Here is a 22,919-nt window from a genome sequence, read left to right on the forward strand (position 1 = left end):
CCACCCCGTCCCCTGCCTTTGCCCTGCCGGGTTATGATGAATGCCATGAAAGACGCACGAACGGATCTCAAGGGGATGACCCTGGAGGAACTGGAGGTCTTCTTCCGCGCCCGGGGAAAGGAGCGGTACCGGGCCCGGCAGGTGTCCCGTTGGCTCTACCAGAAGCGTGCGGGGGAGATCTCCGCGATGACCGACCTCTCCCGGGACTTCCGTCAGGAGTTGATGACGACGTGCCGTATCTCCTCACCGCCTGCGGAACAGGGGGAGATCTCTTCCGACGGGACGGAAAAGGTTCTGTTCCGTCTGGAGGACGGAGAGGCGGTGGAGAGCGTGCTCATCCCCGACGGGTCCCGCCGGACCCTGTGCGTTTCCGCGCAGGCCGGCTGCACCCTCTCGTGCTTGTTCTGCGCAACGGGGGCAGCGGGGTTCCGGCGCAACCTGACATCCGCCGAGATCGTCCACCAGGTCTGCCATGCCGCCCTCAGGCTAACGGAACGAGGAGAGCGCCTGACCAATGTCGTTTTCATGGGAATGGGGGAACCGCTCGAAAACGTCCCGGAAGTGTCTCGCGCGATCGACATTCTGCTCTCCCCGTACGGGTTCCGTCTGGCAGGGAAGCGGGTGACCGTCTCGACGGCGGGGATCGTCCCGGCGATGCGGGAACTGGCGAACCGGTATCCGGTGAGCTTCGCCGTGTCCCTCAACGCGGCCAGCGACGACGTGCGCTCCCGCCTCATGCCCGTCAACCGGAAATACCCGTTGCGGGAGGTGGTTGCCGCGATGCGGTCGATCCCCCTCCAGAGCGGACGCAAGGTGACCGCGGAGTACGTCCTCCTGTCCGGGGTGAACGATTCCCCCGCCGACGCGCGCGCCCTGGCGAGACTGCTGTCGGGGACCCGCATCAAGGTCAATCTGATCCCCTTCAACCCGCATCCCCGTGAGAATTTCCGTTCCCCCTCCCCGGCGTCCGTCGACCGTTTCCGCGACATCCTGATGGGCGCGGGGATCCGGACGATCACCCGGGAAAGGAGAGGTGCGGACATCCGTGCCGCATGCGGTCAACTGGTGGGCGACTCCGCCGGCCCGCGGGACCGCGGCAAAACCGGCTCGCGGGGGAGGGAAGGGGTGAAAAATCCTTGAGCCCCGGGGATCTTCTCCCTATATTGGGGGAGACGAAGTTTCCCGAAGGGGGCGGAAAGGGATCATGTCGGATATTCTTGGTGTTATCGGCGGTTCCGGCCTCTACGAGATGGAGGGGATGAAAAATGTCCGGCACGTCCGGGTCCGCACGCCCTTCGGTGACCCCTCCGATGCGCTGGTCGTCGGGGAGATCGGGGGAAGGACCCTCGCGTTTCTTCCGCGCCACGGGAGGGGGCACAGGATCCCGCCTTTCCAGATCAACTTCCGGGCCAACATCTATGCCATGAAGAAGATCGGGGCGAGGTGGCTGCTTTCCCTTTCCGCCGTGGGGAGCATGAAGGAGAGGATCCGGCCGGGGGATATCGTGGTGGTCGACCAGTTCTTCGACCATACCCGGTTTCGGCCCAACACCTTCTTCGCCGACGGCATCGTGGGGCACATCCCCTTCGCCGATCCCGTCTGCCCTTCCCTCGCGGATCTCGCCTACCGTTCCGCCCGAAAGGTCGTCCGGCGCGTCCATCGGGGCGGCACCTACCTCTGCATGGAGGGGCCGGCGTTCTCCACCCGTGCGGAGTCCCGGATCTACCGGAAGTGGGGGGTGGATGTCATCGGCATGACGAACATGCCCGAGGCGAAGCTCGCGAGGGAGGCGGAGATCTGCTACGCCACCCTGGCCCTCGCCACCGATTACGACTGCTGGCACGAGAGCGAGGAGGACGTGTCCATCGAGGCGATCCTGGCGATCATCCGGCGAAACGTCGAACACTCCAAGCGAATCATTCGAGAGGTGGCGATGCGCCTGCCCGGGGAGGACGAATGCGGATGCGGAGAGACGCTCCGGTACGCCATTATCACGGACCGGAAGAAGATTCCGTCGGCCACGAGAAAGCGACTCGACCTCCTGCTGGGGAAATACCTGTGACGCGGGTCGCGGGATTGCGGGCGGTGACGGCGGTGGCGCTTACGGTGGGGGTCGCGTCGCTCCTCGCCTGCTCGACTCCGACTGTGGACATGAAGAGGGAAGCGTCCGCCCGGATGCAGATGGGGGTCACCTACCTCGAACAGCGCAACCTTCCTTCCGCGATGCGGGAGCTCACACGCGCCGCCGAACTCGACCCGGACAATTCCGAGATCGCGATGACCCTCGGTCTGGCCTACCAGCAACGGGGAGATATCGAAAAGTCGGAGGAGTACCTCAGGAGGGCGATCCGCTTGGATCCGGACAACGCCGCCGCCCACAACAACCTGGGGAATATCCTGAGCCTCCAGGGAAAGGGCGACGAGGCGATCCGGGAGTACGAAAAGGCCGTGTCGAACATCCTCTATCCCACCCCGGAGTTCGGGTATTACAACATGGGGAGGGAGTACGCACGCCGGAAGGAGCTGCCGAAGGCGGAGTTGATGTACCGGCGGGCGATCGCCATGTCCCCCTCGTTCTTGGACGCATACCGGGGGCTGGCGATGGTGCAGTTCGAGCAGGGGCAGGGAAAGGAGTCCATCCGGACCCTCGAGCGGCTGGTCGAGGTGGCGCCTTCCCATGCCCGCGGGTGGATCGACCTGGGCAGCATGTACCTGCGGTTCGACCGGAAAAAGGAGGCCCTCGAGGCGTTCCGGAACGCCATGGCGAACACGGGAGACCCCGCCTTGCGGTCGGAAGCCTCGGGGTACATCAACATGCTCGAGAAAGGGAAGAGGTAGGGTGGCGGGAATGGGAGTCGGGGAGGCCTGGAAAAAACGGCGCGAGGAGATGGGCAAGACGTTGGAGGATGTCTCCTCGGAACTCCGCATCAGCAAGAAATACCTGCGCGGCATCGAAGAGGGCAATTTTTCCCGGTTTCAGGCAAAGGTGTTCTCCACCGGCTTCATCCGCACCTACGCGACTTTCCTTTCGGTGGACCCCGAGCCCTTGCTTTCCGAGTACCTGGAGCTCTTCGAACGGAGTTCGAAAGAAGAACCGCCTTTTCACGGCAAGCCGGAGTGGCTGGAGCGCGAGCGTAAGCGGGGAAGCCGCCGGACGGCATACGCGATCGCCGCGGCCGCGGTGCTGGTCATCGGCATATTCCTTGCCCGGTATGCGAAGCACACCGCGCTGCGTCCTCCCCCCGTTCCCGAGATCCGGCAAACGTCCCAACCCCCTCCCGCTCCTGTCCCCGCTTCCGTCGAGAACACCGCACTGCCGTCCGACAACGCGGCGGTGGGGGGCGGGGAGGCGGCGGAAGTCCCTCCGGTCCCCGAGCAGAAAACGCCTACCGTCGTGGGAAAGACGGGGCCGGCGTCGGCCCCCTCCCACCATTTGTCGTCGCTGTTCCTGGAGGCGAGCGAACCGACCTGGATCATGTACAGCCGGGACGGGTCCGAGCCCGTCGACGTCATGCTGTATCCGGGGGACCGCCTGAGCATCCAGGCCCGGGGAAAGATCTACCTGAAGATCGGGAACGCCGGGGGCGTGGTCGGCACCCTGAACGGGAACCTTCTTCCGTCCTTCGGAGAAAAGGGACAGGTGAAGGAGATCACGCTGGGAGAATAACGTCCCGGCGGCACCCCCCCCGTTCCCGCGATGCGCAAAAGCCGCGGGGAGGAACAGGATGCGGGACCGCGTTTGCGGCGTACTGGTCGATGCCCGGCCGGCCGGCCGTTAAGGAATGGCCGGCCGGCGTTCTTTTCGGTCCTCCCGGGCATTTCTCGTCCGCTCCGCTGACTTGGGGGAGACGGACAGGCGTCTCACCTTTTTTACGGAAGCCGCAGGGGTGGTGACCGTCGTCGCCAAGGCGGCCCACCGCAGCCGGAGACGATTCGGAGGGACCCTGCAGAAGTACTTCCTCCTCGACGTGGCCTGGACCGAGGAGGGGGGGAGGATGCCTATACTCACATCGGCGTCGATCCTCGAGTCGTTCTGGGACATCGTTTCCAGCTGGGAGAGGGTCCGGCACGCCGATTATCTGCTGGAGCTGGTTTCTGCGGTCTTCCCCCAACCCGGGGCCAAGACGAAAGCGTTCGCCTTTCTCCTTGCGGGGATTCGGTCTCTTTCGGCGGGAGAGTCCCCCCAATTCGTCGGGAGGAAGGCGGAGGCCGCCTTTCTCGCTTCGGGCGGGTGGGGACCGGACCTGTCGGCCTGCCGGAAGTGTGGCAGGGCGGAAAGCAGGTCTTTCCGTTTCGTCGTCTCGGAAGGAAGACTCCACTGCGAAGCCTGCGCGGGAAAAGGAGGCATCCTTCTCTCCCTCGGGGCGGTACGGACCTGGAGAGCGCTCCAGGCATCGTCTCCTTCCGCGGTCGGGCGTGTCCGGATTCCGGAATCTATTCTTATGGAATTACAGGCGGTTATACCGAAATACCTGGAGTGGAACTTGGGGAAGCTGCTCAGAAGCCTGGGGGACGATCCGGCCGTTAAAAACCCGTAAAACCCCTGTTTTTATAACGATATTTATTGACAGCACCTTCCGCGGAATGATATGTAACCGTATCACTTTTCCACCGGGAGGACGCTTTGCTTTTCCAGGACCTTGTCATCGCCCTGCAACGTTTCTGGGCGGACAAAGGGTGTGTGATCCACCAGCCCTATGACATCGAGGTGGGGGCGGGGACCTTCAATCCGGCGACGTTTCTGCGCGCCCTGGGCCCCGAGCCGTGGAACACCGCCTATGTCGAGCCCTCCCGTCGGCCTACGGACGGGCGGTACGGGGAAAACCCGAACCGGCTTCAGCACTACTATCAGTTCCAGGTCATCATGAAGCCCTGCCCCTACGACTACGTCGAGATGTACCTCGACTCCCTCAAGGCGGTCGGCATCGACCCCGGGAAGCACGACATCCGCCTGGTGGAGGACGACTGGGAGTCCCCCACCCTCGGAGCCTGGGGCCTGGGCTGGGAAATCTGGCTGGACGGTATGGAGATCACCCAGTTCACCTATTTTCAGCAGTGCGGGGGGATCGACCTCAAGCCCGTCTCCGGCGAGATCACCTACGGGATCGAGCGCATCGCGATGTACCTGCAGAACGTGGAGAACGTGTTCGACCTGAAATGGGTGGGAAACGTGACGTACGGCGATGTGCACCACCGGGGGGAGGTCGAGTTCTCGAAGTACAATTTCCAGGTGGCCGACATCCCGCTGCTCTTTTCCCTGTTCCAGATGTACGAGAAGGAATGCCTCCGGCTGATCGAGGAAAACCTCGTTCTGCCTGCCTACGATTACTGCCTCAAGTGTTCCCACGCGTTCAACATGCTCGACGCGCGCGGGGCCATCTCCGTGACGGAGCGCACCTCCTATATCGCCCGGGTCCGCAACCTGGCCAGGCTTTGCGCGACCGGGTATCTCAAGTCCCGCGAGGAGCAGGGCTACCCCTTGATGAACAGGTTCCCGGGTTGAGCATCCATCGCGAGAAAGAAGACCGATGATGAAAAGCGATTATCTGCTGGAAATCGGCTGTGAGGAACTCCCGGCGGGTTTCGTGGGCCCCGCTCTCTGGTTCGGCCGGGAGAAGTACGAAGAGGTACTGAAGAAGGCGAGGCTTTCCTTCGATGGCATCGACATCTACGGCACCCCTCGCCGGCTGGCCTACCTCGTGCGAGGGCTCGAGGACCGCCAGCGGGCGTCCCAGGAGACGGTCCTGGGTCCTCCGAAAAGCATCGGGTACGACGCTTCGGGCAAACCGACGAAGGCCGCGGAAGGGTTCGCCCGCTCGCAGGGTGTGGCCGTCTCCGCGATGAAGCTGTTCCAGACGGGCCGGGGCGAGTATCTTGGGGTAGTGAAGGAGGAGGCAGCGAGGCCGGTCGAGGAGATCCTTCCCCAGCTCGTCTCGGACTGGATCCCGACGATCCCCTTCAAGAAGACGATGCGGTGGGCCGACCTCGATGTCCGTTTCGCCCGGCCCATGCACTGGATCGTTTCGCTTTACGGGGACAAGGTCATCCCGCTTTCGTTCGGAAACGTGACGGCAGGATCCACGACCTACGGTCACCGCTTTCTCGCTCCCGCCGCGATCTCCCTCTCGTCCCCGGAGCAATACTTTGACAAGCTCGCGGAGGCGAAGGTGTTCGTGGACCTCGAGGTGCGCAAGGAGAAGATCCGCGCCGGGATCCGGGATGCGGAGAAGCGGATCGGGAAAAGATGGGTCGAGGACGAACCGCTGGTCGAGACCGTCGCCAACCTGGTCGAGTACCCCGTGGTCCTGGTGGGAAGGTTCGAGGAGAAGTACCTGGCTCTCCCCCGCGAGATCCTCATCACCAGCATGCGCAACAACCAGAAATACTTCGTGTTCGAGGACGACCGCGGGAATCTCTTTCCCGGTTTCGCCTTCGTCTCGAACATGATCGTCCCCGACAACCAGGTGGTGGTGACCGGGAACGAACGGGTCCTCCGGGCACGCCTGTCGGATGCGGAGTTCTACTACCAGGACGACCTGAAACAGCCGCTGTTCGACCGGGCACAGGCGCTCCGGAACGTCCTTTTCCAGGCGGACCTCGGGACCTACTGGGAGAAGGTGGAGCGAATGGCCGACGTCGCGGAATACGTCGCCGAGGCGGGCTTTCCCGCCAAGGCGAAAGAGTGCCGGCGCGCCGCCTTCCTTTCCAAGGCCGATCTCCCCACCGGGGTCGTCAAGGAGTTTCCCGAGCTTCAGGGGATCATGGGGCGCGACTACGCGCGCAAGACCGGGGAGAAGGAGGAAACGGCACAGGCCGTCTACGAGCATTACCTCCCCAAGGGCATGTCCGACGAGCTGCCGGGGAGCGACGTGGGAGCGGCGGTGGCCGTGGCGGACAAGATCGACATGGTGTGCGGCTGTTTCGGCGTCGGGCTGATCCCCACCGGGACCGCGGATCCGTACGGGCTTCGAAGGCAAACCCTCGGGATCCTTTCCATTCTGGAGGCAAAGGGACTGCGGATTCCTCTCGAGGGGCTGGTGGACAAATCCCTCGCCACGCTTGACGGGAAACTCAAATCTCCATCAGGGGAGGTGAAGCGGAAGGTGATGGAATTCATCACCGGGCGGCTGAGCAACCTTTGGACGTCCCAGGGGACCCCCGGGGATCTGGTGGAGGCGGTCCTCTCGCCGGGGCTGACCGACATGGTGGACCTGCGCGCGAAGCTTTCCGCCCTCGTCACGTTCCGCAAGGAGGCGGCTTTCGAGCCGCTGGCCGAGGTGTTCAAGCGTGCAATCAACATTACGAAGGGATACGCGGGACCGTTCGACGTGTCGGAGACGCTCTTCGAACATGAGGAGGAGCGGGCCCTTTTCAAGGCCGTCGGGGAGGTGTCGGAAAGGGTGCATTCCGCGGCCAGGAACGGAAGGTACTCCGAAGCGTTCCGTGAGATGGCGCGGCTCCAGCCCCTCGTCTCGGCGTTCTTCGAGAAAGTCCTCGTGATGGCGAAGGAGGAAAAGGTGAAACAGAACCGGCTGGCGCTCTTGAAGAGCCTCTCCGACCTGTTCGCCTCGGTCGCGGATTTCTCCCGGATCGCCGTGGGCCCCCAAAAATAAGGAAGGCGGAGGGGAAATCGGATGGCCGCGAAACGGGTCTATTTCTTCGGCGGGGGGAAGGCGGAAGGCCACGGCAGGATGAAGGACGTCCTGGGCGGGAAGGGCGCCGGGCTCGCCGAAATGACGAACCTGGGCGTCCCCGTTCCCCCGGGCTTCACCATCAGCACGGAGGTGTGCACCCTTTACTACAAGAACCGGGGGAAGATCCCGGCTGACGTAACCCGGGAGATCGCCGCGCAGCTGGTCCGCCTGGAGAGAGCCACGGGAAAGAAGTTCGGGGACCCGAAGAACCCGTTGCTGGTGTCGGTCCGCTCCGGAGCGAGGTTCTCGATGCCGGGGATGATGGACACGATCCTCAACCTCGGGTTGAACGACAGGACGGTCCAGGGACTCGGGAAAAAGACGAAAAACGAGAGGTTCGCCTACGAATCGTACCGCCGTTTCCTCATGATGTTCTCCGACGTCGTCCTCGGGATCGACAAGGAGAACTTCGAGGACATCTTCGATCAGGGGAAGCGGGAGCGGGGGGCGGCCAGCGACCTCGACCTGAAGGCGGAGGACCTCAAGGACGTGTGCGGGAGGTTCAAGAGCCTCGTCAAGGGGCGGACCCGGAAGGAGTTCCCCCAGGATTCCCGGGTACAGCTGGCTCTCGCCCGCGACGCCGTCTTCCAATCCTGGAACAACGAGCGGGCCCGGTACTACCGGAAGACGAACAACATCCCGGACGACATCGGGACCGCGGTCAACGTCCAGGCGATGGTGTTCGGGAACATGGGGAACGATTGCGCGGCCGGCGTCGGGTTCACCCGCAACCCCGCCACCGGGGCGAAGGAATTCTACGGAGAGTATCTGGTCAACGCGCAGGGCGAGGATGTGGTGGCCGGCATCCGCACGCCGCGTCCCATCCGGGACCTGAAAAAGGAGATGCCCGGGGTCTTTCATCAGCTGGAGAAGATCACGGCGAAGCTCGAGAAGCATTTCCAGGATGTCCAGGACTTCGAGTTCACCGTGGAGGGCGGAAGGCTCTCCATGCTCCAGACCCGCAGCGGGAAGAGGACAGCCGCCGCCGCGCTGAAGATCGCGGTGGACATGGTGAAGGAGAAGCTCATCACGAGGGAAGAGGCGGTCATGCGGCTCGAACCGCAGTACATCGATCAGCTTCTTCACCCGGTCATCGACCCCAAAGCGAAGGTGGAGGTCGTCGCCAAGGGGCTTCCCGCCTCCCCGGGGGCCGCGACCGGGGCGGTCGTGTTCCACGCCGACCGGGCGGTGGAGCTTGCCTCGGCGGGGAAGGCCGTCATCCTCGTGCGCAAGGAGACGAGCCCGGACGACATCCACGGCATGGACGTGGCGCGCGGGATCCTCACCGCCAGGGGGGGGATGACATCCCACGCCGCGGTGGTCGCACGCCAGATGGGAAAGACGTGCGTCGCCGGGTGCGAGTCGATCGAGGTGGACGAGGTGACCAACCGCTTCCTCGCCGGCGGCATGGTGATCCGGGAAGGGGATTTCATCTCCCTCAACGGAAGCACGGGCGAGGTCATCCTGGGGGAGGTCCCGCTCATCGCGCCCAAGATGACCGGGTCGTTCGGGACCCTCATGTCGTGGGCCGACTCCTTCCGGAGGTTGAAGGTCCGGGCCAATGCGGACACATCGCGCGATGCGAGAACGGCGAGGGAATTCGGGGCCCAGGGGATCGGGCTCTGCCGGACGGAGCACATGTTCTTCGCCGAGGACCGGATCCCGATCATGCAGAAGATGATCCTCGCCCGCACGAGGGAGGAGCGCGAGCAGGCTCTGGAAGAGCTGTTGCCGATGCAGCGGGAGGACTTCAAGGGGCTCTACCGGGAGATGAAAGGGTATCCGGTGACCATCCGCCTGCTGGATCCGCCGCTGCACGAGTTCCTTCCCCGGCGCGAGGACCTGATGGTCGAGGTCACGAAGCTGGAGCTGATCCATGCCGACCGCTCGATCATCGAGGAAAAGAAACAACTGCTCGAGCGCGTGGAGGAGCTGCACGAGATCAACCCGATGCTGGGCTTGCGGGGGTGCCGCCTGGGGATCGTGTACCCGGAGATCAGCCGGATGCAGGCGCGGGCCATATTCGAGGCGGCCTGCGAGGTGATCCGGGAGGGGATCCGGGTGCAGGTCGAGGTGATGATCCCTCTGGTCAGCATGGTCCGCGAGATGAAGTCCCAGAAAGACCTGGTCGTCGAGGCGGCGACGGAGACGATGAAGAGGTACAAGAAGAAGATCTCCTACACCGTGGGGGCGATGATCGAGGTCCCGCGGGCCGCGGTGACGGCGGACGAGATCGCCGGCGAGGCGGAATTTTTCTCGTTCGGGACGAACGACCTGACGCAGACGACCTTCGGCTTCTCTCGGGACGACTCGGGGAAATTCATCCAGCATTACCTGTCTTTTTCCGAGTTGTGCCCGCGATGCGGCGAGAAGATCGGGAAAGACCTCTCCTGCACCGTCTGCAAGGTCAAATACACGAAGCGTCCCGACAACATCCTGGACAGGGACGTCTTCGTCACGCTGGACCAGGAAGGGGTGGGCTTTTTGGTCCGGATGGGGTTGGAGAAGGGAAGGGCGGTCCGGCCGAACCTGAAGGTGGGGATCTGCGGGGAACATGGCGGGGATCCGCGGTCGGTCGAGTTCTGCCACCGGGCGGGGCTGGATTACGTCTCCTGCTCCCCGTACCGTGTGCCCGTAGCGCGCCTTGCCGCTGCCCAGGCGGTCTTGAGGGAAAAGGCAGCCGCGAAGGCGGAGTCGATAAAGAAGAGGAAAAAATAAGGGGTTCCCCTGTTTCCAAAGAGCGGCGGCCCCTTCCGAAGCGACCGGCTTATTTTTACCCTTTACATCTTTCGGGAAACACCATATATTGGGCCCAATAGGGACCTCAACCACATTATATTGATTTTTTGCGATATTTCCGGGGGGTCTGCCAGGGGATCCATGAAGCTTAGAAAGCTTGAACTTTTCGGATTCAAATCCTTCTACGACAAGATCAGCTTCGACTTTTCCGACGGCATCACGGCGATCGTGGGCCCCAACGGGTGCGGGAAGTCGAATATCGTCGACGCCATCCGGTGGGTGCTCGGGGAGCACGCCCCCTCCTATCTGCGGAGCAAGGTCCTGGAAGACGTGATCTTCGCCGGCTCCGACGCCGCCGGCCCGATGGGGATGGCCGAGGTTTCCCTGACCTTCAGCAATGAAGACGGAGTCGCCCCTCCCGGGTACGAGGCCTACGCCGAGGTGCAGGTCACCCGGCGCACCTTCCGCGACGGCGAAAGCGAGTTCTTCATCAACCGGATCCCCTGCCGGCTGAAAGACATCGCCGAGCTGTTCCTCGACACGGGCGCGGGCGCGCGCGGGTACGCCATCATCGAGCAGGGCAAGATCATGACCATCGTGAACGCCCGGCCCGAAGAAAAGAGGATGATCATCGAGGAGGCGGCCGGGGTGGCCAAGTTCCGGGTCCGGAAGAAGGAAGCGGAGCGCAAGATGGAGAACACCCGGCAGAATCTTGCCCGGGTGAGGGACATCCTCGACGAAGTCAGGCGGCAGCTGGGGAGCCTGGAGCGCCAGGTTCGCAAGGCGGAGAAGTACAAGGTGCTCAAGGACGAACTCCGGGATCTCGACCTCGGGATCGCGGAACGGAGATTTCGGATCCTCACGCAGGAGAGGTCCCGCATTGCAGGGGAGCTTTCCTCTCTGGAAGACGCGCTTTTCGCCCTTCGCTCGGAGATCACGGCCCTGGAGGCGGAACGGGAATCGGAGAGGTTGCGGCAGGCGGAGGCGGAAGCCGCCGTGGGCTCCCTGCGCGCGGTCCACGCGGGCCTGAAAGAGGAAATCGCCCGGAGGCAGGCGGAGTGGGAGGGGAAGGGCCGGGAGGCGCAGCAGCTCTCCGCGCTGGTCACGGAGACGGGGGAGGAGATCGTATCCCTTACGGCGGAGGCCGCCGAGCTTTCCCGCCGGATGCGGGAAGCGGAGGAGACCGCCCGCAAGGTCCAGGAAGCACGGACAACCTCGCGCGAACGGCTTGCCGGTTTGGCGGCGGAGGCGGAGAAGGCGCAGGCCGGGTTCACCGAGACCCACGGGATGGCCGAGCAGGCGAAATCCGACCTCATGGTGCGCGTGGCTCTCCACTCGAACGCCCTCTCCGGGGCGGAGTCGGTTCAGAAAGTGATCGAGGAGAACGCGAGGGCGGTGGCACGGTTGAACGATAGGGTCGCGGAGTCGGAGGCCCTCGCCCGCGGCGCGGAGGAACAGCACGGCCAGGCGTGCGCGGCCGGGGAAGAGGGCCGGGAAGGGCTGGCGGGGGTGGAAAAGGAGTGGGAGGAGACGGGATCGCTCCTGGCCGAACAGACCGCACGCCTCGACACGGTGGCCGATACCCGCAGAAAAACGGAAGGCAGGCTCGAGGCGACCCATTCCCGCCTGTCCGCGCTCTCCCGGGTGCAGGAGCAGCGGGACTGGGCCTCATCGGGTGTCCGGGCCGTGCTGCAGCACTACCTGGGAAACGGTGACGGGGGCAGAGAACACGGCATCTACGGGGTCATCGGGGAACTGCTCGAGACCGACGCGCCGTACGAAAGAGCCGTGGAGGCGGTCCTCGGCGAGCGGATCCAGTCCATCGTCGTCCGGGACCAGGCCGAAGGTCTTTCCGCCCTCCAGTACCTCAAGGAATCCCGCGAGGGGAGGGGAGCGTTCATGCCGGTGACGCTGCGGACGCGTGAGGAACTCCCCCCCTACGGGAAGGAGGAGGGCGTGATCGCCCCGCTGACCGAGGTCGTGCGCGTGCCCGAGGAGTGCGGGGATCTCGTGCGCGGCCTGCTGGGGGGGATCCTCCTTGTGCGCGACCTGCAAAGCGCCCTCATGCTCTGGAACCGAAACGGCGTGTGGAGCTCCTACGTGACCCTCGACGGCGATTTGATCACCGCCGACGGCATGCTGGTGGGCGGCGCGCAGGAGCAGGGGGAGTCCCGGGTCCTTGCGGTGAAGCGCGAGATCCGGGAACTCGAGCAGGAGATGGAGAGTCTCTCGGCCGAGCGGTCCCGGAACGTGGAGGAAGAGGAGGAGGCAAGGAGTGCCCGGGCGTCGCTCGAGGGGAGGCATAAGGATCTGTTCTCCCTGCGCGAGGAGCAAAAAGGGCGGCATGCCGAGGCGCAGCAGAGGAGGGCCGTGCTCGAGGTGGCGATGCTGCAGGCCCGCGCCACCCTCGGGTCGCTCGTCCAGGAAAGGCAGTACCTCGAGGCCGAACTCTCCCGGATGACATCGGAACGGGATGCCTCGGAGGAAGTTGCGAGGAAGTCCGGCCACGCCCGGGGAGAAGAAGAGGAGCGCGTCCGGACGCTTGTCGCCTTGGTGGAGGAGAGGCGGGACGCGATGGAGGAGATTCGGACGAAGCTCCACGCCGCGGAGATCGAGTGGACGGGGCTCGACGAGAAGTTCCGGTCCGGGGAGGCGCTTCTCGCGGGGTTGCGGGAGTCGTACGAGGGAAGACTGGCCATGGTCGAGGAACGGGAGAGGCGCATCGCGGCCTACGAGGGGAAGGTGGCCGAGCTCTCTCGCGCCGTCGAGGAAGGCCGGGGAGCCATCGAGGCGGCCGCCGTCGATCTGGCGGCGAGGCAGGAGGAAATCGACCGGCGCCTCGGCGAGAACGCGGAGCTGTCCGCGGGGATTGCGTCGAGGGAAGGGACGCTGAAAGAAAAACGTCAGCGCGAGACCGCCGAGATCACCCGTCTCTCGGAGCAGCGGCTTGCGGCCCAGCGCGTGGAGATGGACCTGGAGCACCTGGACAACACGATCTACCAGAGGTACGAGGTCCATCCCTCGGAGATCGCCGGCCGGACGGACGCCGGAGGGGAAGAGGAGGGAGAACTGTCCGGCTGGGAAGCCCGGGTCGGAGAGGTGCGGGCGCGCATGGCCGCCATCGGCGAGGTGAACCTCGCCTCCCTCGAGGAGCACCGGGAGCTCGCCGAGCGTCACGCCTTCCTCCTGTCGCAGAAGGAGGACCTCGAGAAATCCCTCGAGGATCTCGCCAAGGCCATCCAGAGAATCAACCGGACGACGCGGGACCGGTTCTCCGCGGCGTTCGACAGCATCAACGATAAGTTCCAGGAGATCTTCCCCAAACTGTTCCTGGGGGGACGGGCCGCCCTGAAACTGCTCGACGAGGGAAATCTGTTGGAATCGGGCGTGGAGATCGTGGCGCAGCCGCCGGGCAAGAAGCTCCAGTCCCTGAACCTCCTCTCCGGAGGGGAGAAGGCGCTGACCGCCATCAGCCTCATCTTCTCGATCTTCCTTGTCAAACCTTCTCCCTTCTGCCTGCTCGACGAGGCGGATGCCCCCCTGGACGATGCCAACATCGACCGGTTCAACTCGATCGTCCGGGAGATGTCGTCGAACTACCAGTTTCTCCTCATCACGCACAACAAGCGGACGATGGAGCTCGCCGACGTGTTATACGGAATCACCATGGAAAAACCGGGCATCTCCAAGGTGGTTTCGGTGCAATTCCAGTCCTGACGCCCCCTCGCTCGAGACGGGTCCGGATGGCCACCCACGACGACAAGCGAAACGGGTCCTTTCTCTCGCGCCTCAAGATCGGGCTGTCGAAAACCCGCGAGCTCCTCTTGATGAACGTCGAGGCGGTCGCCCGCGGGATCGGTCCGGTGGACGAAACCGTCCTGGCGGAGCTGGAGGAGGCGCTCATCCTGGCCGACGCGGGCGCGGATCTCGCCCGGAAGTACAGGGAAGGTCTCCGGACGAAGTGGCGACGGGGGGAATTGCCGAACGTCGATGCGCTTCGCACCGAGCTGCGAAAAATGGTCGCGGAAACCCTCGCTCCGAGGATGGTGCCTTTGTCGGTGGCGCCCCCCTACCCGTTCGTCGTCCTCGTGGTAGGGGTGAACGGCGTCGGGAAAACGACCACGATCGGCAAGATCGCCCACCACTTGGGGGAGGAGGGGCACCCCGTCCTCCTTGCGGCGGGCGACACGTTCCGGGCCGCCGCCATCGGGCAGTTGAGGGTGTGGGCCGAGCGGGCGGGAGCCGACATCGTCCATCACAAGGAAGGGTCCGATTCCTCCGCCGTCGTCTTCGACGCGCTCCGGGCCGCCAAGGCGAGGGGGTCGCACGTCGTTCTGGTCGACACGGCCGGGCGCCTTCACACCAAGGCGCACCTGATGGAAGAGATGCGCAAGGTCGTGCGCGTCATCGGGAAGGAGGTTCCGGGCGCTCCCCAGGAAGTGCTCCTCGTTCTCGACGCAACCAACGGCAGGAACGCCATCGCCCAGGCGAAGACCTTCCAGGAGGTCACCGGGGTCACCGGGATCGTTCTCACCAAACTGGACGGTACCGCGAAGGGGGGTGTGGTCCTCGCGGTCACCCAGGAAACCGACATCCCCATCCGGTTCATCGGAGTGGGGGAATCGGTGGACGATTTGAAGCCATTCGATGCCGCAAGCTTCGCCTCCGCGATCTTCTGATACTATTCCCCAATGATGGACGCCCTTTTCCTCCAGGTGATCGGGGGGGTATTCCTGCTCCTGTACGGAGTCCGGCTGACCGGACAGGGGTTCGAGCTCGCGTTCGGGGCGAAGCTTTCCCGGCTCTGGGTCGGCCCCGGCGGCGGCAGATTCCGCGCCTTCGGCGCGGGGGTCTTGAGCACCTCCCTGATCCAGAGTTCGGGCGCCGTCGTCGCGATGGTTGTCTCGTTCACCGAGATCGCGCCTCTTTCCCTGCCCCAGTCCCTCGCGGTCGTCCTCGGCGCCGACTTGGGGAGCACGGTCACCATCCAGATCCTGTCTTTCCGGATTTACCAGTACGCCTTCCTCGTCGTTTCCATCGGCGTGATCCTCTCCCTGTGGGGAAGAAAGAGAACCCTCCGGGCGATCGGGCAGGGAATCCTCGGGTTCGGCCTCCTCCTGCTCGCCCTGAAGTTCCTTGCGGGCGCCGCCTCGGAGATCGGAAGCGTCACTTCCCTTCGCCTCCTGATGGCGGATCTCGCGCAGGCCCCGCTGGTCTCGTTCCTCTTGGGCGTGCTCCTGAGCGCCCTGTTCCAGAGCGGGACGGCGGTCATGATTCTCCTGATCGCGTTCTCCCAGCAGGGAGTGCTTCCGTTGCCCGCCGTTCTGCCCCTGGTCCTCGGGGCGAATGTGGGGGGGACCTCCCTGGCCTTTACCGCCTCCTCGGGTCTGGCCGCGGAGGGGAGGAGGGTCGCCTGGGGGCACCTGCTGATGAAGACCGTCGGCGCGGCCCTGTTTCTCCCGTTCTTTTCGGCAGCCCAGGGGTTTCTCTCTCTGATGTCGCCGGACCCGTCCCGGATCGTCGCCAACGCCCACACGATGTTCAACTTCACGCTGGCCATCCTCTTTTTTCCCCTCCTTCCCCGCCTGTCCTCCGCCCTCTGCCGGGTGGTCCCCGGGAAGACATCCCTGGTCCCCGCGGGGGAGCCGGCCTACCTGGACCGGGACCATCTGCCCGCGACAGGGGCAGCCCTCGGACAGGTGGCGCGGGAGATCGTGCGGATGGCGGACATGATCCAGGAAATGCAGGAACTGGGGCTCCAGGCGATCCGCAGCATGGATGTCGACCTCGTCACCCGGATCGCCCGGGCGGACGACGACGTCGACCGGCTGACCCGCGAGGTGAAGGTATTCCTCTCGAAGCTCGGCGAGGGAGCTCTGGACCCGGAGCAGACCCGCCGCGCCGTGGCCTACATCTCCATCGTCTCCGATCTGGAGAATATCGGGGATTTCCTCGACAAGACGCTGGGCGAACACCTGCGCAAGCTGGCGGAGCGGAACCAGCGCTTCTCGGAGGAGGGATCCAGGGAGCTGCAGTCGCTGATGCGCGAGGTGGAGTCGATGTACGGCGAGGCGGTGTCCGCCTTCGTGACCCGGGACGAGAGAGCCGCCGAGATCGTGATTGCCCGGAAAAAGGTCGTCGGCCAGAGGGAACGGCAGTTGCGCATCGCCCACATCCATCGTCTGCAGAAGGGGACCCCCGAGTCGCTCGAGTCCAGCGCCGCCCACCTGGACATCCTCTCCTCCTGGAAGGTGATCGCGTCCCACTGCGCCTCCATCGCCTACAACGTCATCCAGATGGATGCCTGAGCCGGCGCGAGCCACGAACCCCCGGCAACCCCGGGAACGGTCCGCGGGCCGGCCTTCGTCATTGATTCCGTTTCGGGGACGAGGTATCTTGATCTGTCGAAAATTCTCCGGGTGCCGGCTTGCGGAAGACCCCGCAATATGGGGAAATACGCCGGCACGGGAATCCATACGCCTACTGAGGGGAGAAACCGGCACATGGTGGAGTCGTCGTTTTCGGTGATCGAAAAAAAGATCTCGGATCTCGCGGGGATGGTGGTAGCGTTGAAGAAGGAAAAGGCGGATCTGGCGGCCCGATTGGAAAAAAAGGAGGCCGAGGTCAGGGACATGGTGCGGAAGGTCGCCGAACTGACCGAAGAGCGGGACGAAATCCGCAGCAAGGTCGAGACAATCCTGGCGCGAATCGAAAGCATTGAGTTGTAGCGGACGGGCTGTATAATGAAAGGTGTAGGGAGATGGGCGACCGGTTCAATGTGAACATCGCCGGTTATGCGCTCACCGTTTCGACCGAGCGGACGGCGGAACACATGGAGCGGCTGAGCGAACTTCTGAACAAGAGGGTTCGGGAGATCCAGAAGTCCGGCGGAACCGCGAACTATCTCCACGTGGTCATGCTGGCCGCCATGAAGCTGGGAGACGAGGTCCTCGAGCTTCGTGAGGCACTCGACGCGGAAAAACGGCGTTTCGAGGAAAAAAGCCAGGAACTCCTGGGGGTGCTGGACAAGGCATTGAAATAGGACGGGATGGCAGGCGGCCCCTGCCGTGTTCGTGATTGGCGGAAGAGTCAGAGCCAACACAGAGAGAACGGGATCCCTTCCGGGCGTCGGTGAGCATGCCCCTGCACGGGGAAGCCTGAAGGCGCCGACCAGGGAACCCACCTGGTGAAAACCAGGTTCGACTCGACTGCCGACACGGCAAAGCGCAGGGGCTTTCCCGCACTTTTCGCGGGCGCAGGCCGTTTACATAGATCGGGGCGGCAGGGGCATAAGGATCGTACGTTCTACAACGAATAAGGTTTGATCGTTGTTTCGATAGCTGCAACCTCGAGCGAATCCGGGTTTCCCCTCCGGGTTCTCGCCTTATTCGCGTTTCCTGCCTCCTCTCGTAATTCCACATTCGAAAGGACGTTTCATGTTCGCCGGAGAGCGGAAAGCGCGTCTTCGCCGGAACGAGCGGAGGCGTTTTAGCCCCGAAGAGCCGGACCGGGAGCGCGCGGGAAAAAGCCTCCAGGTGCAGGACCGGTTCCTGGCCGCGTTTCCGCCGGCCTCCGGCAGGAAGATCGCCCTGTATGCGGCGGTGCGCGGGGAAGTCGGGACCGACCTTATCCGCGAACGCTGCCTTGCCGCAGGGGCGTTTCTTTATTACCCCCGGATGTGCGAGGACGGCAACCTCACCTTCTTCCGCCATGAGGAGAACGACGGATGGGAGCGGGGAAGATTCGGAATCCGGGAGCCTCGGGCCGTACCGGGCAGGGAAGGGATCCGGAAAGGGTTCGACCTGGTCGTCGTCCCCGGTCTCGCATTCGATGCGGCCGGCAGGCGGCTGGGGCAGGGTCACGGCTATTACGATCGTTTTCTTTTTGGTCTCGGCGGGACGGCGGTGACGGTCGGGCTGGCCTTTTCCTGGCAACTGGTTCCGGAGGTCCCCGTGGACGCGTGGGACGTCCCCGTCGACGCCGTGGTCACGGAAACCGGTGTTGTCGAGCGGGACATAAAATAGATGGGGTATGAGGGAGGAATCCTTTGAATACGAATATGATCATCATCGCGGCGCTTGCGGTGCTCGTGGCGGGCCTCGCGCTCGTCGTTCTCTCTCTGATGTCGAAGAAGAAATTTGCGGAGGATCGGGCCCAGGAAGCGGCGGCGAAGGCCGAGGAGATTCTCCACAATGCAAGGAAGGAGGCCGAGAACACCCTCAAGGAGGCGGTTCTCCAGGCCAAGGATTATCAGCTCCAAATGAAACTCGATTTCGAGCGGGAGACCCGCGAGCGAAAGAACGAGATCAGCCAGCTCGAGAAGCGACTTCTCCAGAAGGAAGACACGCTCGACCGGAAGACCGAGACCCTCGAGGGCCGGTCGCAGGAATTTGCAAAGAAGGAAAAGGAGCTGGCCGAGTCGGAGCACAGGCTTGCACGGGGGAACCAGGAACTCCAGGACCTGACCCGCAGTGCGAAGGAAAACCTCGAGCGGATCTCGGAGGTGACGGCCGACCAGGCGAAGTCCGAACTCGTGGAGATGATCGCGGACGAGGCCAGGCTGGACGCAGCGAAGAAGGTCCGCGCGATCGAGGAAGAGTTCAAGGAGGAGGCGGGGCAGAAGGCCCAGAAGATGATTGCGCTCGCCGTCCAGAGGTACGCGGCCGATTACGTCGCCGAGCGCGTCGTCACGGCGGTTCCCCTCCCCTCGGAGGAGATGAAGGGGAGGATCATCGGGAGGGAGGGGCGCAACATCCGGGCGTTCGAGGCGGCGACGGGGATCGATGTCATCATCGACGACACCCCCGAGGCGGTTATCCTGTCGGGGTTCAACCCCGTGCGCCGCGAGGTCGCGAGGATCGCCCTCACCCGACTGGTACAGGACGGGCGCATCCATCCCGCCCGGATCGAGGAAACGGTAGAGAAGGTGGCCAAGGAGGTGGAGGAGATCATCCGCGAGGCGGGGGAACAGGCCCTGTTCGATCTGGGTCTCCACGGGCTCCACCCCGAGCTGGTCAAGCTCATCGGAAAGCTCAAGTACCGGACCTCGTACGGCCAGAACATCTACACCCACTCCCTCGAGGTGGCGTTCCTCTGCGGGATGATCGCTTCCGAGCTGGGTCTTTCCGCCAAGGTCGCCAAACGGGCGGGGCTTCTGCACGACATCGGCAAGGCGGTGGACCACGAGGTCGAGGGACCTCACGCCCTGATCGGCGCGGACCTGTGCAAGAAGTACGGCGAATCCGCCCGTGTCATCCATGCCATCGCCGCCCACCACGAGGACGAGTCCCCGCGGGACGTGCTGCCCATTCTCGTCCAGGCGGCCGATGCGCTCTCCGGGGCGAGGCCGGGGGCCCGCCGCGAGATGCTGGCCAACTACCTCAAGCGTCTGGAGGATCTCGAAAAGATCGCGAAGTCGTTCGCGGGGGTGGAGAAGTCCTACGCCATCCAGGCCGGACGGGAGGTGCGCATCATCGTCGACAACCACAAGATAAGCGACGACCTGGCCACGATGCTTGCGCGGGACATCGCGAAAAAGGTCGAGACCGAGCTATCCTATCCCGGCCAGATCCGCGTCACCGTCATCCGCGAGACGCGCGCCGTGGAATACGCCCGCTAGGGACGGTCCTGGATGAGGGCTTGGCAGAACCGCAAAGGGACCGCAGTCACACAGCAGAGGGTGATAGACCCACCGGGGAGGCCAGGACCGTCCCTGGTTGTCGAAATGTCCTGCGGTGAGACTGACTTGATGGCACCAGGGACCGCAGTTCACGACGAAGGGTTGATAAGAGATGGCGCGTAATCCAGGACCGTCCCTGCTTTTTCACAGAGGACCGTCGTCCACGACCCAGGGTGGTGGAGGGGAAGAGCGTTCTCCAGGACCGTCCCTGGTTTTAAGATAATGTGGGTTCTCTTCCTCGGCGACGTGGTCGGCAAACCCGGCAGGAGGGTGGTGCGGGAATTCCTGTCCCGGATCCGATCGCACCGGGACATCGACCTGATCATCGCCAACGGCGAGAACGCCGCCGGAGGGGTGGGGGTGACCGGGCCGGCGGTCCGGGAGCTCTTCGACGCAGGGGTGGACGTGCTGACGGGCGGGAACCACACCTGGGACAAGCGGGAAGGGCTGCCCCTCGTGCGGGACGAGGAGAAGGTCTTGCGCCCCGCCAACTACCCGCCGGGAGTGGACGGCCGCGGATGGGGCGTCTTTCATGGGCGGAGCGGGTCCCCGTATGTCGTTGTATCCCTGATCGGCCGGGTCTTCATGGGTCAGTATGACTGCCCGTTTCGCTGGATGGACGAGTCGGTGCCGGAGATGAAGCGGCATGCCGCGACGGTCATCGTCGACTTCCACGCGGAAGCGACCTCGGAGAAACGGGCGATGGCGTTCCACCTCGATGGGAGGGTTTCCGCGGTCGCAGGGACCCACACCCATGTCCAGACGCGGGACGCGCAGGTCATGCCCGGGGGGACCGGCTACATCACCGACGCGGGAATGTGCGGACCGACGAACTCCGTGATCGGGATGGATGCCGGCGACGTCCTGCGGCGTTTTCTCACCCAGGTGCCGACCCGCTTCGAGGTGGCCTCGGGCGAGGCGGAAGCCGCCGGCGTCTTCTTCGAGATCGACCCGGCGTCCGGGGTGTGTCGCGGCGCGGAGGCGTTCGCGATGAGCGAAACCATGATGAGGGGCCGGGAAGCATGGATGCGATTCTGAAGTCTCTCAAGCGGGGAACGATCGACCTCATTTCCGAGGAGGAGCTCGAGGGAAAGCTCCGGCGGGCACAAAAGGGGAAGAAAGCCCTCCGCGTGAAGGCGGGCTTCGACCCGACCGCTCCCGATTTGCATCTGGGGCACACCGTGCTCATCCAGAAACTGAAGCACTTCCAGGAGGCGGGGCACCAGGTGGTGTTTCTCATCGGGGACTTCACGGGGATGATCGGCGACCCCAGCGGGAAGGTCGAGACCCGCAAGCCCCTGACGCGGGAGGACGTGGAGCGCAACGCGCAGACCTACCGGCAGCAGATCTTCAAGATCCTCGACCCGGAAAGGACCGAAGTCCGGTTCAACTCGGAGTGGCTTTCGCCGCTTTCCATCGAGGAGATGGTGCGCATCGCGGGGCAGATGACGGTCGCCCGCATGCTGGAGAGGGACGACTTCCGCCGCCGGTACGAGGAGAACCGACCGATCTCGATCCACGAATTCCTCTACCCGCTTTTCCAGGGGTACGACTCGGTCGCCTTGCGCGCGGACGTGGAGCTCGGGGGGACCGACCAGAAGTTCAACCTGCTGGTGGGGCGCGATCTCCAGCGCGTCTGGGGGCAGGAGCCCCAGGTCGTCATCACCACGCCGCTTCTCGTCGGGCTGGACGGAGTGAACAAGATGAGCAAGAGCCTGGAGAACTATGTGGGGATCACGGAGGAGCCGGACACGATCTTCGGGAAACTGATGTCGATCTCCGACGACCTGATGCTCCAGTACTACGAACTGCTTTCCGACATCTCCCTGGGGGAGTGGGAGAGGCTGAAAGGGGGAATTGCGGACGGATCGCGCCATCCGATGGAAGCCAAACTGGCCCTGTCACGGGAGATCGTCGCGCGCTTTCACGGGGATGCCGCCGCGAAGGAATCGGAAGAAGGCTTCCGGAAGCGGTTCTCCCGGAAGGAATTCCCGGAGGATGCCCGGCGCGTGTCCGGCAGCGCGCTCGCCGGGAAAACCGACCTCACGTCGGTCGTCTCCACGGTCTCCCTCTCCTTCCGCTCCAAGGCGGCGGCCAGGCGCCTTATCGAGCAAGGCGGCCTGGAGGTCAACGGGGAGCGGGCGAGCGATCCCCTCGGAGAGATCCCCCTCCGCGGCGAAATCCGGTTGAAAATCGGGAAGAAAGAATTCATCATCCTTTCGTTCGAATGAGGCCGGAAGGGGCCTGTTTTTTTTTCTTGCCCTCCTCCGGGGAAAACGCTATAGTCTCCCCTCGCTCGCGCAGAAACAGGCAATCCTCCCGATTTTTCCGGCAGGCAGCCCCGTTGTCTTGCGATAGGTTTCCGCGGTATAATATCTGCAGGACCAAGCCAAACGGTCTTGACAGTTGTAAAGGGTTTTACTATACTGTTCTGCCCGGCATATGTTGAGGATGGCCGGGGTTTCCCGGATCTTTGAAAACTGAACAGGGAATGCGAGGCGTGATTCGGATCTTCGTCTTTTCCGTTTTATGGATTCAAGTGGAGAGTTTGATCCTGGCTCAGAACGAACGCTGGCGGCGTGCCTAACACATGCAAGTCGAGCGCGAAAGGGGGGGTAACTCCCCGAGTAGAGCGGCAAACGGGTGAGTAACACGTGGGTAGTCAACCTCCGAGTGGGGAAAAACAGTGGGAAACTGCTGCTAATTCCGCATGACATCTTCGGGCTCTCGGGCCTGGAGATCAAAGCTGGGGACCGAAAGGCCCAGCGCTTGGAGACGAGCCCGCGTCCGATTAGCTAGTTGGTGAG

17 protein-coding genes, 1 rRNA gene and 1 other RNA gene are annotated in these 22,919 nt (G+C 63.9%); all 19 read left to right on the top strand.

Features of this window, described 5'->3' with window-relative positions; translation table 11 throughout:
- Positions 1 to 45: 45 nt before the first annotated feature.
- Positions 46 to 1,140, top strand: a complete 1,095-nt coding sequence (gene rlmN / locus VJ307_10250) for a 23S rRNA (adenine(2503)-C(2))-methyltransferase RlmN (GenBank protein ID HJX74523.1) — start codon at positions 46 to 48, stop codon at positions 1,138 to 1,140.
- A 64-nt stretch (positions 1,141 to 1,204) separates the two neighbouring features.
- On the top strand, positions 1,205 to 2,062 hold the full coding sequence (gene mtnP / locus VJ307_10255) for an S-methyl-5'-thioadenosine phosphorylase (protein HJX74524.1): 858 nt from the start codon (positions 1,205 to 1,207) through the stop codon (positions 2,060 to 2,062).
- Positions 2,059 to 2,838, top strand: a complete 780-nt coding sequence (locus VJ307_10260) for a tetratricopeptide repeat protein (protein HJX74525.1) — start codon at positions 2,059 to 2,061, stop codon at positions 2,836 to 2,838. Before mtnP ends, VJ307_10260 begins: the two co-directional genes overlap by 4 nt.
- A gap of 10 nt (positions 2,839 to 2,848) precedes the next feature.
- On the top strand, positions 2,849 to 3,667 hold the full coding sequence (locus VJ307_10265; protein ID HJX74526.1) for a RodZ domain-containing protein: 819 nt from the start codon (positions 2,849 to 2,851) through the stop codon (positions 3,665 to 3,667).
- A gap of 115 nt (positions 3,668 to 3,782) precedes the next feature.
- Entirely contained in the window at positions 3,783 to 4,538 is a 756-nt protein-coding gene (gene recO / locus VJ307_10270) for a DNA repair protein RecO (GenBank protein HJX74527.1), read from the top strand.
- An 86-nt stretch (positions 4,539 to 4,624) separates the two neighbouring features.
- Positions 4,625 to 5,503: a glycine--tRNA ligase subunit alpha gene (locus tag VJ307_10275; GenBank protein ID HJX74528.1), complete on the top strand. Its 879-nt coding sequence runs from the start codon at positions 4,625 to 4,627 to the stop codon at positions 5,501 to 5,503.
- A gap of 25 nt (positions 5,504 to 5,528) precedes the next feature.
- A complete protein-coding gene (gene glyS, locus VJ307_10280; protein ID HJX74529.1) occupies positions 5,529 to 7,613 on the top strand; it encodes a glycine--tRNA ligase subunit beta in 2,085 nt (694 codons plus the stop codon).
- Between the two features lie 21 nt (positions 7,614 to 7,634).
- The gene (gene ppdK, locus VJ307_10285) at positions 7,635 to 10,412 is read left to right on the top strand and encodes a pyruvate, phosphate dikinase (GenBank protein ID HJX74530.1); all 2,778 of its coding nucleotides are present in this window, start codon (positions 7,635 to 7,637) and stop codon (positions 10,410 to 10,412) included.
- Positions 10,413 to 10,574: 162 nt separating this feature from the next.
- Entirely contained in the window at positions 10,575 to 14,150 is a 3,576-nt protein-coding gene (gene smc / locus VJ307_10290; protein HJX74531.1) for a chromosome segregation protein SMC, read from the top strand.
- A gap of 26 nt (positions 14,151 to 14,176) precedes the next feature.
- Positions 14,177 to 15,112, top strand: coding sequence for a signal recognition particle-docking protein FtsY (ftsY, locus tag VJ307_10295; protein HJX74532.1), 936 nt, complete (start codon positions 14,177 to 14,179; stop codon positions 15,110 to 15,112).
- Positions 15,113 to 15,124: 12 nt separating this feature from the next.
- The gene (locus VJ307_10300; GenBank protein ID HJX74533.1) at positions 15,125 to 16,741 is read left to right on the top strand and encodes a Na/Pi cotransporter family protein; all 1,617 of its coding nucleotides are present in this window, start codon (positions 15,125 to 15,127) and stop codon (positions 16,739 to 16,741) included.
- Between the two features lie 138 nt (positions 16,742 to 16,879).
- Positions 16,880 to 17,161 (top strand): hypothetical protein, encoded by a 282-nt coding sequence (locus VJ307_10305; GenBank protein HJX74534.1) that lies wholly within the window; start codon positions 16,880 to 16,882, stop codon positions 17,159 to 17,161.
- A 32-nt stretch (positions 17,162 to 17,193) separates the two neighbouring features.
- Entirely contained in the window at positions 17,194 to 17,475 is a 282-nt protein-coding gene (locus VJ307_10310) for a cell division protein ZapA (GenBank protein HJX74535.1), read from the top strand.
- 14 nt (positions 17,476 to 17,489) lie between these two features.
- Positions 17,490 to 17,670, top strand: a non-coding RNA gene (gene ssrS / locus VJ307_10315) — 6S RNA.
- Positions 17,671 to 17,869: 199 nt separating this feature from the next.
- A complete protein-coding gene (locus tag VJ307_10320) occupies positions 17,870 to 18,457 on the top strand; it encodes a 5-formyltetrahydrofolate cyclo-ligase (GenBank protein HJX74536.1) in 588 nt (195 codons plus the stop codon).
- A gap of 23 nt (positions 18,458 to 18,480) precedes the next feature.
- Entirely contained in the window at positions 18,481 to 20,052 is a 1,572-nt protein-coding gene (rny, locus tag VJ307_10325) for a ribonuclease Y (protein HJX74537.1), read from the top strand.
- Between the two features lie 282 nt (positions 20,053 to 20,334).
- Positions 20,335 to 21,150, top strand: coding sequence for a TIGR00282 family metallophosphoesterase (locus VJ307_10330; protein HJX74538.1), 816 nt, complete (start codon positions 20,335 to 20,337; stop codon positions 21,148 to 21,150).
- Positions 21,135 to 22,343: a tyrosine--tRNA ligase gene (gene tyrS / locus VJ307_10335; GenBank protein ID HJX74539.1), complete on the top strand. Its 1,209-nt coding sequence runs from the start codon at positions 21,135 to 21,137 to the stop codon at positions 22,341 to 22,343. Before VJ307_10330 ends, tyrS begins: the two co-directional genes overlap by 16 nt.
- A gap of 305 nt (positions 22,344 to 22,648) precedes the next feature.
- Positions 22,649 to 22,919 (top strand): 16S ribosomal RNA (locus VJ307_10340); the annotation flags it as partial.

The organism is Candidatus Deferrimicrobiaceae bacterium (assembly GCA_035256765.1).
Taxonomy (GTDB): domain Bacteria; phylum Desulfobacterota; class Deferrimicrobia; order Deferrimicrobiales; family Deferrimicrobiaceae; genus CSP1-8.

What these genes read in the sequence shown, in the direction of transcription:
- rlmN (HJX74523.1), top strand. Translation starts at nt 46, where the DNA reads ATGAAAGACGCACGAACGGATCTCAAGGGGATGACCCTGGAGGAACTG.
- mtnP (HJX74524.1), top strand. Translation starts at nt 1,205, where the DNA reads ATGTCGGATATTCTTGGTGTTATCGGCGGTTCCGGCCTCTACGAGATG.
- VJ307_10265 (HJX74526.1), top strand. Translation starts at nt 2,849, where the DNA reads ATGGGAGTCGGGGAGGCCTGGAAAAAACGGCGCGAGGAGATGGGCAAG.
- recO (HJX74527.1), top strand. Translation starts at nt 3,783, where the DNA reads ATGGCCGGCCGGCGTTCTTTTCGGTCCTCCCGGGCATTTCTCGTCCGC.
- glyS (HJX74529.1), top strand. Translation starts at nt 5,529, where the DNA reads ATGATGAAAAGCGATTATCTGCTGGAAATCGGCTGTGAGGAACTCCCG.
- ppdK (HJX74530.1), top strand. Translation starts at nt 7,635, where the DNA reads ATGGCCGCGAAACGGGTCTATTTCTTCGGCGGGGGGAAGGCGGAAGGC.
- smc (HJX74531.1), top strand. Translation starts at nt 10,575, where the DNA reads ATGAAGCTTAGAAAGCTTGAACTTTTCGGATTCAAATCCTTCTACGAC.
- ftsY (HJX74532.1), top strand. Translation starts at nt 14,177, where the DNA reads ATGGCCACCCACGACGACAAGCGAAACGGGTCCTTTCTCTCGCGCCTC.
- VJ307_10300 (HJX74533.1), top strand. Translation starts at nt 15,125, where the DNA reads ATGATGGACGCCCTTTTCCTCCAGGTGATCGGGGGGGTATTCCTGCTC.
- VJ307_10305 (HJX74534.1), top strand. Translation starts at nt 16,880, where the DNA reads ATGGGGAAATACGCCGGCACGGGAATCCATACGCCTACTGAGGGGAGA.
- VJ307_10310 (HJX74535.1), top strand. Translation starts at nt 17,194, where the DNA reads ATGGGCGACCGGTTCAATGTGAACATCGCCGGTTATGCGCTCACCGTT.
- VJ307_10320 (HJX74536.1), top strand. Translation starts at nt 17,870, where the DNA reads ATGTTCGCCGGAGAGCGGAAAGCGCGTCTTCGCCGGAACGAGCGGAGG.
- VJ307_10330 (HJX74538.1), top strand. Translation starts at nt 20,335, where the DNA reads ATGTGGGTTCTCTTCCTCGGCGACGTGGTCGGCAAACCCGGCAGGAGG.
- tyrS (HJX74539.1), top strand. Translation starts at nt 21,135, where the DNA reads ATGGATGCGATTCTGAAGTCTCTCAAGCGGGGAACGATCGACCTCATT.